At 60.7% G+C, this 12,360-nt stretch carries 14 protein-coding genes; 6 read left to right on the forward strand and 8 right to left on the reverse strand.

Translation table 11 applies throughout. The annotated features are described in order from the left end of the window. Nucleotides 1-377: 377 nt before the first annotated feature. Both msrA and L0Y14_RS13630 read right to left on the reverse strand, forming a co-directional pair. A complete protein-coding gene (gene msrA / locus L0Y14_RS16720) occupies nucleotides 378-1,475 on the reverse strand; it encodes a peptide-methionine (S)-S-oxide reductase MsrA (protein WP_305790609.1) in 1,098 nt (365 codons plus the stop codon). A 384-nt stretch (nucleotides 1,476-1,859) separates the two neighbouring features. After that, complete coding sequence (locus L0Y14_RS13630; protein ID WP_040820033.1) at nucleotides 1,860-2,228, reverse strand: hypothetical protein; 369 nt, start codon at nucleotides 2,226-2,228, stop codon at nucleotides 1,860-1,862. Between the two features lie 204 nt (nucleotides 2,229-2,432). Between L0Y14_RS13630 and dusA the strand changes: the two genes are divergently transcribed. Then, nucleotides 2,433-3,374 (forward strand): tRNA dihydrouridine(20/20a) synthase DusA, encoded by a 942-nt coding sequence (gene dusA, locus L0Y14_RS13635; protein ID WP_305790650.1) that lies wholly within the window; start codon nucleotides 2,433-2,435, stop codon nucleotides 3,372-3,374. Between the two features lie 21 nt (nucleotides 3,375-3,395). After that, nucleotides 3,396-4,271, forward strand: coding sequence for a DMT family transporter (locus tag L0Y14_RS13640; RefSeq protein WP_251859215.1), 876 nt, complete (start codon nucleotides 3,396-3,398; stop codon nucleotides 4,269-4,271). A 6-nt stretch (nucleotides 4,272-4,277) separates the two neighbouring features. On the opposite strand, the gene L0Y14_RS13645 is transcribed toward L0Y14_RS13640, so the two are convergent. After that, a complete protein-coding gene (locus L0Y14_RS13645; RefSeq protein WP_005965646.1) occupies nucleotides 4,278-4,616 on the reverse strand; it encodes a hypothetical protein in 339 nt (112 codons plus the stop codon). Nucleotides 4,617-4,653: 37 nt separating this feature from the next. Beyond that, nucleotides 4,654-6,231 (reverse strand): bifunctional aminoglycoside phosphotransferase/ATP-binding protein, encoded by a 1,578-nt coding sequence (locus L0Y14_RS13650; RefSeq protein WP_005965648.1) that lies wholly within the window; start codon nucleotides 6,229-6,231, stop codon nucleotides 4,654-4,656. A gap of 102 nt (nucleotides 6,232-6,333) precedes the next feature. Here L0Y14_RS13650 and L0Y14_RS13655 point away from each other — a divergent pair, with 102 nt between their 5' ends. After that, a complete protein-coding gene (locus tag L0Y14_RS13655; protein WP_005965650.1) occupies nucleotides 6,334-6,549 on the forward strand; it encodes a YgaP family membrane protein in 216 nt (71 codons plus the stop codon). Between the two features lie 209 nt (nucleotides 6,550-6,758). Here L0Y14_RS13655 and rimO read toward each other — a convergent pair whose 3' ends face one another. The 4 genes from rimO to L0Y14_RS13675 all read right to left on the reverse strand — a co-directional run bounded on the left by rimO (nucleotide 6,759) and on the right by L0Y14_RS13675 (nucleotide 9,975). Further along, nucleotides 6,759-8,084, reverse strand: a complete 1,326-nt coding sequence (gene rimO / locus L0Y14_RS13660) for a 30S ribosomal protein S12 methylthiotransferase RimO (protein ID WP_005965654.1) — start codon at nucleotides 8,082-8,084, stop codon at nucleotides 6,759-6,761. Between the two features lie 11 nt (nucleotides 8,085-8,095). Beyond that, complete coding sequence (locus L0Y14_RS13665; RefSeq protein ID WP_005965655.1) at nucleotides 8,096-8,959, reverse strand: tetratricopeptide repeat protein; 864 nt, start codon at nucleotides 8,957-8,959, stop codon at nucleotides 8,096-8,098. Continuing rightward, nucleotides 8,956-9,288 (reverse strand): hypothetical protein, encoded by a 333-nt coding sequence (locus L0Y14_RS13670; RefSeq protein WP_005965658.1) that lies wholly within the window; start codon nucleotides 9,286-9,288, stop codon nucleotides 8,956-8,958. The genes L0Y14_RS13665 and L0Y14_RS13670 overlap by 4 nt, the downstream gene beginning before the upstream one ends. Before the next feature lie 495 nt (nucleotides 9,289-9,783). After that, complete coding sequence (locus L0Y14_RS13675) at nucleotides 9,784-9,975, reverse strand: hypothetical protein (protein ID WP_005965660.1); 192 nt, start codon at nucleotides 9,973-9,975, stop codon at nucleotides 9,784-9,786. 107 nt (nucleotides 9,976-10,082) lie between these two features. On the opposite strand from L0Y14_RS13675, the gene L0Y14_RS13680 reads away from it, so the two are divergent. Genes L0Y14_RS13680 through ispH form a run of 3 tightly spaced genes read left to right on the forward strand, consistent with a single transcriptional unit; the run spans nucleotide 10,083 to nucleotide 12,281 of the window. Next, the gene (locus L0Y14_RS13680) at nucleotides 10,083-10,850 is read left to right on the forward strand and encodes a ketopantoate reductase family protein (RefSeq protein ID WP_040819568.1); all 768 of its coding nucleotides are present in this window, start codon (nucleotides 10,083-10,085) and stop codon (nucleotides 10,848-10,850) included. Beyond that, nucleotides 10,843-11,322, forward strand: coding sequence for an FKBP-type peptidyl-prolyl cis-trans isomerase (locus L0Y14_RS13685; RefSeq protein WP_006474782.1), 480 nt, complete (start codon nucleotides 10,843-10,845; stop codon nucleotides 11,320-11,322). The genes L0Y14_RS13680 and L0Y14_RS13685 overlap by 8 nt, the downstream gene beginning before the upstream one ends. A 17-nt stretch (nucleotides 11,323-11,339) precedes the next feature. Then, complete coding sequence (gene ispH / locus L0Y14_RS13690; RefSeq protein WP_005965666.1) at nucleotides 11,340-12,281, forward strand: 4-hydroxy-3-methylbut-2-enyl diphosphate reductase; 942 nt, start codon at nucleotides 11,340-11,342, stop codon at nucleotides 12,279-12,281. Nucleotides 12,282-12,360 lie beyond the last annotated feature (79 nt).

The following is a 12,360-nucleotide window of genomic DNA, read 5'->3' on the forward strand; positions in this document are numbered from 1 at the left end:
ATCTCCTCAAACAATAGTTGTGAACACAATATATAGACAATTATTGCATCTTGACCACAACATATTGTGTGAGATTTATCATGAAGCCATCCAACAGGTTCATCGGCTGGCCCTGGCGGATCACTCAGCAAGGACAGCCCGGCCCGCCAGCTGAAGCTCCCTGACTGGCTGCTGCTAGGCAGTGCGATGATCACCGAGAGGTATCTTGGAGCAGTGCTTCCAGGAGGATTTTGAGATGCGTCACCCGCTGTGAGGCAGGACTTTCGGTTACAGCAGTCGGTTCAGGATCGGGTTGGTTGAGACCACTGGACAGAAAGCCACTGGCGGCAAGAGTCGATCCCAGAGTGATCGCACCGCCAGTGACGCTGCCATACGAATCACTCGCGAAACAGCGCCTCCAGCTCACTGTAACCCTTCTCGACAAGCTGCTCTTTGGCGACGAACCGCAGTGAGGCAGAGTTGATGCAGTAGCGCTTGCCGGTGGGCTCAGGACCATCGTCGAACAGGTGGCCAAGATGCGAGTCGCCATAGCGGCTGCGCACCTCAGTACGCGGGATAATCAGCTTGTAGTCCTGCTGCTCGACGATCGCTGCATCATTGATCGGCCGGCTAAAGCTGGGCCAGCCGGTGCCGGAGTCATATTTGTCGTGGGAGGAGAAGAGCGGTTCGCCGCTGACCCGGTCGACATAGATACCTTCGCGCTTCTCATCCCAGTACTCATTGTCAAAAGCCGGCTCGGTGCCCTCCTCCTGGGTTACTCTGAACTGCAGCGGCGTCAGCTGCTGGCGCAGTTCGGCCTGGTCTGGCTTGCGGTACTTCGAGTGGCTGCTGGTAACCGGGTGCAGCTCATCCCCCCAAGTCTTGCGCAGAAACTGATCACGCCCCGAGCGGTAGCGATAGAACTTGTAGCGCAGCGAATTTTTCTTGTAGTAGTCCTGGTGGTAGGACTCAGCCCGCCAGAACCTGGAAGCAGCCTGCAGTTCGGTCACAATGGGGCGATCAAAGCGCCCCGAGCTGGCCAGCGCAGCACGGGACTTTTCCGCCGCGGCCTGCTGCTGCGGGTTGTGATAGAAGATCGCCGAACGATACTGCTCGCCCCTGTCGACGAACTGCCCGCCGCTGTCGGTCGGGTCGATCTGTCGCCAGAACGCCTCCAGTAGCGTCTCATAACTGATCCGCTGCGGATCGTAGTAGACCTGCACCGCCTCCAGATGGCCGGTACCACCAGCCGACACCGCTTCGTAGCTTGGCTGGTCGACACTACCGCCGGTGTAACCGGAGATCACCTCCTGCACCCCTTCCAGCTTCTCGAAATCCGATTCGACACACCAGAAACAGCCGCCGGCAAAGGTCGCCAGCTCCAGTTTGTCGTCCATCTTCTGCATCTCGAGCGGTTTTCCGGCAATCGACTCGGAACAGCCGTAGAGCAACGGGATCAGTATCATCACCCCATACAACAGCGCGCTTCTCATCATCTCTCCTCCTATGATGTGATTGGTCAGGATCTAGACAAAAGTATGGAAGCAGCAGATCGAGATGCCATCACGAATCATTCACATTTCTATCACACCACCCGCGGCCAATTAAGACAGGTTGGGCATGGATTAACGCTCTAAGGAGCCTCTGATCAAGTCATGAACGCGTATCTTGTGCCCAGAATATCCAGCTTCTGCGTGGCAAATCTCGGCAACGGCTCCATGCGTTGTTCTACCTCCTGCATCCATGCCGTCGTTCGCAATAGCCAGCTATCCCCGACAGGGATGTCGGGGAGGCGCGTGAGCAGGGAGCGGTAGCTTTACGGGCGATTTGCGCCTTGAATCTGAAAATTCTGAATCACAATCCACTTCGTCCAGACTTAATCAGAGGCTCCCTAACGACTGGATAGAACTGCTGCAGTAGAGCCGCCCCGGCCCGGTGTCACGCTGCTGCATCGCCATGCAGCTCTGCCAATCGGCGATCGGGCGAATGGTGACGGCCTCGCTGTTGAAACGGACCAGATAGAAGTGACGGGGCATACCAGATGATGTGGCGTGCCCAAACTCTGAAAACTGCAACTCACTGCTGATACAGCGGCTCTCGACGACTGGGATCTGTGCCGATAGAAAGATCCCCTTGACCAGCAACGCCTTCTGCTGACATTGGGCAAAGTTTTGTGTATTAACGAATGATGCGTTGATATCACCTGCTCCGTTACGGCTGAGCAACACCAATAGAAAAAGCATTTTCATTGCCTGACTGCAGTGACGACCTGCGCTCCAATTGCGATGGGGGATTTTATAAGCATGGATGTTATTCCATTTTAAGCAGCCGAAAATCTTAACTTACCAGGATATCAACGGGGTAAAGCCACACCATCTTCCCGCTGGCTCTTGTAGAATCCGGGAATGCCACAGCACTCACTCCAGCCAAACCGCCGCCTCTCCATCGCCCCGATGATGGACTACACTGACCGCCTGTTCCGCTACTTTGCCCGGCTGATCAGCCGTCACACCCTGCTCTATACCGAGATGATCACCACTGGCGCGCTGCTGCACGGCGATGCAGAGCGGTTCCTCGAGTTTGATATCAGCGAGCACCCGGTGGCAATTCAGCTCGGCGGCAGCAACCCGGCGGAGCTTGCCGAGGCGGCGCGGCTGGCCGAGACGGCGGGCTACGATGAGGTCAACCTCAATGTCGGCTGCCCTTCAGACCGGGTACAAAACGGCATGATCGGCGCCTGCCTGATGGCCCATCCTGAGCTGGTGGCCGACTGTGTACGGGCGATGAAGGAGGCGGTCTCCATCCCGGTCACCGTGAAGACGCGCATCGGCATCGATGACAACGACAGCTACGCCGCGCTACAGGGATTCGTCGCAGCTCAGATCGGAGCGGGATGCGACCACTTCATCATCCACGCCCGCAAGGCCTGGCTGCAGGGGCTGAGTCCGAAAGAGAATCGCGAGGTGCCGCCGTTGCGCTACGAGATAGTGCAACAATTGAAGCAAGACTTCCCCGAGATGGGCTTTACCATCAACGGCGGCATCCAGACTCTGACGCTGGCCGAGCAGCTGCTGCAGGGGCTCGACGGCGTGATGATCGGTCGCGAGGCCTACCACAACCCTTGGATCCTGGCGGAAGCAGACCGCCGCATCTACGGCGACAACCAGCCACAACTGAGCCGTCATCAAGTGTTGGAGCGGTTCATGCCGTTTGTCGAGCAACAGCTGCAACGCGGCATCCCGCTCAACCGCATCACCCGCCACATCCTCGGCCTATTCCACGGCTGCCCCGGCGCGCGGGCCTGGCGACGTCTGCTCAGCGAGCAGGCCCACCAGCCCGGGGCTGGCGCCGCGCTGATCGCCGAGGCGGCAGCGCTGGTCCACGGCTCGAACTGATCGCACACAGGCATCAACCCGATGGAGTGGCTCCCCCTCACCCTGCTCTGCGCCTTCGCCCTCGCCTCAGCGGACGCCCTGACCAAGGCGCGCTTGGGCGGTTTTTCGGCACGCGAGCTGGCCTTCATTCGCCTCTCCCTGGCCGGACTGCTGGTCTCGCCGCTGTTGCTGCTGCAGCCATTCCCCGCGCTACCACCGGCCTTCTGGGGCTGGGTGCTGGCGGCGGTGCCGCTGGAGATCCTTGCCATGCTGCTCTACATGAAGGCGATCCGCGACTACCCGCTGTCACTGACCCTGCCCTACCTTGCCTTCACGCCGGTGTTTGTGATCCTAGTGGGCTATCTGCTGCTTGGCGAGCGGGTCTCCGGCCAGGGTCTTCTGGGCATCCTGCTGGTGGTGGCGGGGGCCTGGCTGCTCAACTTCGACGAGGCCGACGGCAACAACTGGCGCAGCTGGCTGGAGCCGCTACGGGCGATCCTGCGCCACCCTGGCTCGCTGCTGATGCTGGTGGTCGCCTTCATCTACAGCTTCACCGCGGTAACCGGCAAAGGAGCGATGCAGTACATGGAACCAGGGTTATTCGGCCCCTTCTATTTTGTGCTGGTGGGGCTGGCGCTGCTGCCGCTGCTGGGATTGAAGGCGCGCTCCACCCTCTGCCGGATCCGCCGCCAGCTGTGGCCGGTGCTGCTCACCGCCGGGCTAATGGCGCTGATGCTGGTGACCCACTTCCTCGCTCTGCAGCAGGTGGAGACCGCCTACATGATCGCGGTGAAGCGCACCAGTCTACTGTTTGGCATCCTCTACGGCGCCTGGATCTTCCGCGAAACCGGACTCGGCCACCATCTGCTGGCAGGCACGGTGATGGTCGCTGGGGTGGCCCTAATCGTGCTTGGCTGAGGCGAGTCAGCTGAGATCCTTGAGGATCGATTCCAGTTCCGCCTCCACCAACAACAGCAGCCTCTCTACCGGCATCCGCCCATCCACCTCGGCGACCTGCTCCGCACTCTGGCGGAGACGCGCCAGACCGGAGCGCATCGCACTCTCAAGCTGCTGGCGCTGCAACTGGCCCTGTGGCTTCTCCGACTGCGGCGCTGCATTATCGAGCAGCTCCACCTCCGCCGACTTCCTCATCAACTGATTGTTCTGGCTGCCCTCTTCCCGGGCGGTGAGCGGCCCACTCTTGGTGAAGACTCGGCCCTGAAAGCGAAACCGCTGACCCATTGCCAATTGGGGAAAACGCATGGATAGTGCTCCTGATCTGGTTGGGACTGCACCCCGATTAATCCGAATCTCGATTCAGCTGCTCGGTGATCCGCTGCAGCAACCCCTCTGGCGGGAACTGTCGGCTGTCAATCGCCAACGCAGAGCGGCGCTCGGCGGCGTCGAGAGGCTCGGCGCTGGCACACTGCGACTGCAGCACCGCCAGATCGGCCTCCGAGACATCCTCTCCCTGGCGCTGGCGCTCGACGATGCGCCGCTGCAACAGCTCGAGCGGGGCCTGCAGGTCGAGCAGTAGGAACGGCACACCGAGCCGCCTGGCCAGCTGCCGAAAGTGTTCACGCCGCTCACGTTGCAGGAAGGTCGCATCGACGATGACACTGTAGCCGGCCCTGACGATCACCTCCGCTAGCTGTGCCAGCCGCACATAGGTCGCCTCCCCCGCGGCTTCTGTGTAGATTCCCCCGGCCAGTCCTGAGCTACTGTGCTCAGCAGGCTGCAGCCCGTACAGCCGCTTGCGTTCCAGATCGGAGCGCAGCCGGATCGCTGGCCAATGCTGCACCAGCCACCCGCTGAAGTGGCTCTTGCCCGAGCCCGACAGGCCGTGGCTGATCATCAGCAGCGGTTTGGCGGGTTGGCAGAGCCGCTCCGCCAGCTCGAGATAGCTCTCGAATTCTGCCCGGCTCTGCTGCCAATCAGCCGCCCCCGGTCGCTCCTGGGCGAGCCGTAGCGTGGTCACCTTGGCCCGCACCATAGCGCGATAGACCAGATAGAGTCGCAACAGGGGCAGCGCCTGATAGTCGCCGGTCTCAGCCAGATAGCAGTCGAGACAGACCGCCGCCTCACCCTGCAGCCCCTTGTGGTGCAGATCCATCAACAGAAAGGCTAGATCGCTGAGGCTGTCGATCCAGCGCAGCGCGGGGTTGAACTCGATACCGTCAAAGATGCAAAGCTGGCCGCGAAAACGGGTGATGTTGCCTAGGTGCAGGTCGCCGTGGCACTCGCGGATATGGCCGTCGGCGCGGCGCTTCTGCAACTCAGGCCGCAGCTTCTGTAGCTGCTCCCCGATCCACGCCTGCAGCCGATCGAGCCGCTGCGCCAGTGGCACGGCATCGAGCACAGAGCAGATCTGTTCGAAGTTCTCCAGCATCGGCTGCGCCACCCGCTCGGGGGTGCCGTAAGCGGTGTGCGGATCACAGGCGGGAAGCTGCTGGTGAAACGCCGCCAGCTCTCGCGCCAGCAGCTCGCAGAGCGCCAGATCGGGCAGCTGCCGGTCGAGCAGCTCCGATTGCGCAAAGCGACGCATCTTCACCGCGTACTCCAGCACCGCTCCGTCGCCATCAAAGTGTGGCTGCTCCGGCGTGCCGCGGATAGCGACAACCGCCAGGTAGAGCTGCGGCGCGAGGCGACGGTTGAGGCGCAGCTCCTCCTCGCAGAAATGGTGGCGCCGCTGCAGGGTTGAGAAATCAAGGAAGCCGAAGTCGACCGGCTTTTTGATCTTGTAGGCGAACGCCCCGGCCAGCAGCAGGTGGGAGATGTGGGTCTCAATATGTTCGACCTGCCCTACCGGATGGGGGTAGGCCGCTGGCTGCTGCAGCGCTTCAATGAGCCTTGCCTGTGTGTCGAGCTGCTGTGACATTGCCTCACCCTTGACTTGAATATTAGATCACTCTAATATTTCGCGCTTTCCTGCCGCGGTGTAATTCGATGCGGCACCACTATCTTTTTTCGGAGAGAGATTATGAACATCGATCGCATCGTACTCGCATTCGCCGGTTTCGCTATCCTGCTCAGCCTGGCGCTGGGCGTGGCAGAGAGCCCGATCTTCCATTCCGGTTACTGGCTCTACTTCACCGCGTTTGTCGGCCTCAACCTGTTGCAGTCCGCCTTCACCGGCTTTTGCCCACTGGCCAGCATGCTGCGCAGTATGGGCAAGAGCAGCGGTTCTGCGTTCTAAAGAGCCTCTGGCCTGATCTCATCCCGACTGGCAACCTCAGCTCGGGATGAGAGAAACAGCTGCATAAAGCCCGATCGCGGGCGCACTTTTTTGGAATCCAGCCCTGCAGATGGTTGGCAAATGACATGGACGCCACACAGAGTTGGTCCCCCAACAGCATCTAACTCCCGCAACTGAGCTGGCGGGGGATCTGCCTCTGTTTTCCCCACTTACTCCTCGAAATCCACCGGTTCCGCCTTCAGATCATGGGCGGTGGCGCCGGTAATCCTCACCTCAATGAACTCACCCGGATCCAGCTCCCAGCTGCCGGGAATAATCACCCGACCATCGATCTCCGGCGCATCTCCCGGGCCGCGGGCGATCAGCTGCTTCTCGTTCACCTCGTCCACCAACACGATCATCTCCGAGCCGATCTTGGCAGCGAGCCGTTCGGCACTGATCGCCGACTGCACCTCCATGAAGCGGGCGCGGCGCTGTTCGCGGATCTCATCCGGCAGGGCGCCAGGCAGCTGGTTGGCGGTGGCCCCCGCCACCGGCGAGTAGGCGAAACAGCCGACCCGGTCGAGCTGGGCCTCACGCAGGAACGCGAGCAGCTCCTCGAACTCCGCCTCGGTCTCGCCGGGGAAGCCGACGATGAAGGTGCTGCGCAGCACCAGCTCGGGGCACTCGGTGCGCCAGCGCTGGATCCGCTCCAGCACCCGCTCCTTGGCCGCCGGCCGCTTCATCGCCTGCAGCACCCGCTGGTTGGCGTGCTGCAGCGGCATGTCGAGATAGGGCAGGATATGCCCCTCCGCCATCAGCGGGATCAGATCATCCACGTGGGGATAGGGATAGACATAGTGCAGCCGCACCCAGGCGGGCAGCTCACCCAGGGCGGCGGCCAGATCATGGATGCGGGTGGTCAGTGGCCGACCCTGCCAGAAATCGGGCCGGTATTTGGTGTCGAGGCCGTAGGCGCTGGTGTCCTGGGAGACCACCAGCAGCTCGCGCACCCCCGCCTCCACCAGCCGCTGCGCCTCTCCCATCACCTCGGCCAGCGGCCGGCTTACCAGATCACCACGCAGCTGCGGGATGATGCAGAAGCTACAGCGGTGGTTGCACCCCTCGGAGATCTTCAGATAGGCGTAGTGGCGCGGTGTCAGCTTGACCCCGCTGGAGGGCAGCAGGTTGGCGAAGGGCTCATGGGGGCGCGGCAGCTCGGCGTGGATCGCCTCCAGCACCGCGTCGTAGGTGTGCGCTCCAGTCACTGCCAGCACCTGCGGATGGGCGGCGCGGATGCGTGCCTCATCACCACCGAGACAGCCGGTGACAATGACCCGGCCATTCTCGCGCAGCGCCTCACCGATCGCGTCGAGGGACTCCTCCACCGCCGCATCGATGAAACCACAGGTGTTCACCACCACCAGGTCGGCGCCATCGTAGCTGGGGGAGATCTGGTAGCCCTCGGCGCGCAGGCGGCTGAGGATGACCTCGGAATCGACCAGGTTTTTCGGGCAGCCGAGGCTGATAAAGCCAATCTGGGGTTCTTTCTGCATGGGAGGCTGCCTCAGTAGTTGAGACGGAAGAGTTCTTTACGGTAGTGGATCACCCGCTCATCCTGCGGATCGAGCAGTGCCAGCACCGCCTGCATCCCCTTACGGGCGATGCCGCTGCGAAAGTTGGGGTGGCTACGGGAGAGTGCCAGCAGGCGTTCCAGCGCCGCTTCGAGCTGCTCCTCGTGGAGCTCCAGGGCCGCCAGCTGATAGTGGGTTTCAGGATTATCTGGGTCGTGCTGCAGGCTTGCCTCAAGCCGCTCTTTTGGCGCTGCCTTAGCTGCGGTCAACATGAAATCGAGGTGGGCCAGCGGTTGGCTGATCTCCGTCTCTTTCTGCGCGGCCTCCGGCAGTGCGCTAAGCAGTTGATGCGCCTCTTCGAGGCGCTGCTGGCGCATCAGGATCTTCGCCATCAGCGCTGGGTAGTCGAGTTTATCCGGCACATCCACTGCCGCTTGAGCCAGCAGCTGCAGCGCCTGCTCCGGCTTGCCAGCCTGCCACAGGGCAATCGCCTGGCTGGCAGTCTGGTCAAGCTGTCTGCCTAGATGGCGGTCGATCATCTGCGGGTAGTCTGCCTCCGCCTGCATCCCTTGGTACTCTTCGACACACTCCCCTTTGAGAAAGAGTTTCAGCGAAGGCAGGGTGCGCACGCCGAAGCGGGCGGCCAGCGCCTTCTGCTCATCGGTGTTGACCGACACCAGCAGGAAGCGTCCGCGGTAACTGTTGGCCAGTCCTATCAATAGTTTCTTCTGGCGATGCGACGGACCCGCCCAGGGAGCCCAGAAGTCGACCACCACAAGCCCCTTCTTCGAATTCTCCAGCACCAGCCGGTCGAAATTGTCGCTGCTCGCCTCGAAGATGAAGGCACGATCACTCATAAACTGAGCAGGTTCATCAGTGAGGCGGAGGAGGCGTCGCGGCCCATCTCAACGACGATGGTCTCATCCAGCTCCAGGTCGCCACTTGCCAGATGAGGAAAGAGCTGCTCCGAGATCTGCTGCACGATCAGCATGCCGGCCCGGTTCGGGTCATCCTCGGCGAGCTTGGCGATACCCTCATGCAGACTCTTGAGATAATCCTGGAACTGCTGCCCCTGCGCCTGCGCATCAAGGGCGATGAATTCCGGCGTAAAATCGATGTGTAGTTCCCGGCCCGGCATCTCCGGCTGGTCCAGCACCCCTATCTTCAAAGGCCCTTCGATCAACATCGCATCAGATCCCCGTCTGTTTTAGATCGCACATGTTAATACGATCCCTCTGCGCAGAATAGTGCCACAAACCATGGGCTTATATTCAAAATGGGATCATTGACGATAATCGTTGTGTGACAGCAGGCAAGTGTGCAAGGATGCGGCTAATCTGAAACGGAGTCTTCTGTATGGCCAGGAGTCACCGCTTATGTACCTCTGTTGTAAGTGAGGTTGAGAGCCTTGAAAAACTGCAAACTTTGTCGTTTCAGCTCAGTCTGCAATGACCTGCCGGGAATCTGCATCCTGTTCCAATATGCTGCCGTGGCGATCCTGGTTGGCGCTCTCGCGTTTCTATTTATCACCCAGGAGATACTTACCTAAAGCGGCGGATACCTCAGGGATATCGCATAGAGAGGCGATTCCGGGCAGCTCATTGCTGACTCTGTGGCATGCGCGCACCTCCTGTAGATACCGACATCTACAGCCCCCCGCCATTTTGATGCCGCCTCAGCTTTAGTTCAGGCTATTGAAGACCACCGAGCCGAAGAGGTCCACAGCAAACTGGCTGCGCTCCACACCCGGAGCGACCTCGATTTGGAACTCCCCCTTCCCCTCAGCCAACATCAGTAGTGCCTCCTTCACTGTCACTTCTTCCACCTCATAGACAGGAATCGGCATATCAGATGAGTTTTCTATAATATTCATGATGTTATACCCATCATTCGATCGCTCATCCTAAGAATAGTCCTTTCAGACCTGATTACAAATCCGGTATTCTACGAAGCATTTTCCGATCAAAGGTAGTAAAAACCATGCAAAGCCCGATAGTTATCATCGGCGTCGGGGAGATGGGCGGCGTATTTTCCCGGGGACTGCTCAGGCTTGGGGTTCCGCTCTACCCGGTGACCCGCAACACTGATATGGGCGAGCTGGCCGCAGCTCTGCCCAGTCCTGAGGTGGTAGTGGTGGCGGTGGGTGAAGCCGACCTGCAACCCCTGCTAGGGCAGCTACCAAGCGTCTGGAAAGATCGACTCTGTCTACTGCAGAACGAACTGCTACCAGCCGACTGGGCGGGGATTGAGCACCCCACCGTGATCTCAGTCTGGTTTGAGAAGAAGAAGGGGATGGATACCAAGGTGATCATCCCTTCACCGCTCTATGGCCCCCGGGCGGGACTGATCGCCGACGCGCTGGGCGCGCTGGATATCCCCACCCGCATCTTGCAAAACGACGCAGAACTGCTGTTTGAGCTGGTGCTGAAGAACCTCTACATCCTCACCAGCAACATCGCCGGTCTGCGTACTGGCGGCACCGTGGGGGAGCTCTGGCAAGAGCACCAGGGCTTCTGCCGCCAGCTAGCCAATGAGGTAATCGATCTGCAAGAGGCGCTCAGCGGTGCACAGTTCGACCGCGAAGCGCTGATCCAGTCGATGAAGCGCGCCTTCGACGGCGACCCTGAACACAAATGTATGGGCCGTAGCGCACCGGCGCGACTCACCCGGGCGCTGGAGCACGGCCAGCGTCTCGGCCTTGAGCTGCCGCTGATGCACGAGATTCATGCGGAACAGACCCATGACTGATCCGGATCAACTGCCCGCAGGCGCCATCACCCACGGCAGCCGGGTGGAGATGCACTATGCTATGAGCCTTCCCGACGGCACCGAGGTAGTCTCCACCTTCGACGAGCAACCGCTCCAGTTCACTGTCGGAGACGGCACCCTGGCCCGCCCCCTGGAACTGGCGGTCTACGGCCTCAGCGTGGGAGCGGATCAGAGCCTGCTGGTCTCGGGAGACGATGTGTTCGGCCCGCGCGACGCGGCGAAGATCCAACCGATCCCGCTGAGCGAATTTCCCGAGGGGGTATCGGCCGAGCCCGAGACCCTGGTGGGCTTCGTCACCCCCGCCGGCGATGAGATCGCTGGAGTGGTACTGGAGTGCAACGGTGACAGTGTGCGGGTCGACTTCAACCATCCTCTCTCCGGACGAGAGTTCCACTTCCGGGTGAAAATCCTGCAGGTGCAGAACCCCCTCCCGGACAACCGCGATAACTGATACTCAACGAAACGACCATGTCTAAAATCATCCTTGCCAATCCCCGCGGTTTCTGTGCCGGCGTCGACCGCGCCATCGAGATCGTACAGCGCGCCCTCGACATGCTCGGCGCCCCGATCTATGTGCGTCACGAAGTGGTGCACAACCGCTTTGTGGTGGAGAGTCTACGCCAGCGCGGCGCCATCTTTGTCGATGAACTTTCCGACATCCCCGACGGCAACACGGTGATCTTCAGCGCCCACGGCGTCTCCCAGACAGTGCGCCAGGAGGCACAGCGGCGCGATCTGCGGATCTTCGACGCGACCTGCCCACTGGTGACCAAGGTCCATCTGGAGGTGGCACGACGCTGCCGGGATGGCTATGAGGTGATCCTGATCGGTCATCGCGGCCACCCGGAGGTAGTAGGAACTATGGGACAGTGTCGGAGCAAGGAGGAGTCCGCGCGCATCCACCTGGTGGTCACCCCCTCAGATGTGGAGCAATTACAGATCAGCGACTCATCGCGGGTCGCCTTCGTCACCCAGACCACCCTCTCGATAGATGACACGGCGCTGGTGATCGCGGCGCTGCAGCAGCGATTCCCCAACATCGAGGGGCCGAAGAAAAACGACATCTGCTACGCCACCCAGAACCGTCAGGATGCGGTGAAAGAGTTGGCGGAGCAGTGCGATCTGGTGCTGGTAGTCGGTTCTCCCAACAGCTCAAACTCCAACCGCTTGTGCGAAATTGCAAAAAAACACTCCACCCCCGCCTATCTGATCGATGGCGCGGAAGATATCGACCGTAGCTGGCTCGCGGGGAAGGCCCGGATCGGCGTTAGCGCCGGCGCCTCAGCCCCGGAAGTGCTAGTAGAACGAGTACTCGAGCGACTACAGGAGTGGGGTGCCGATCAGATCAATGAGGGGGCCGGAAAGACCGAAGAGGTGGTCTTTTCCTTACCGAAGGCGCTACAGAACTGACCCGATACTCAAACAGATCGCATGCAGCTCCGATTTCAGCCAGAACTGCTCGGCAGCCTGATCCCACGCTTGGCTGTGC

This window comes from Candidatus Endoriftia persephonae, from assembly GCF_023733635.1.
GTDB lineage: Bacteria > Pseudomonadota > Gammaproteobacteria > Chromatiales > Chromatiaceae > Endoriftia > Endoriftia persephonae.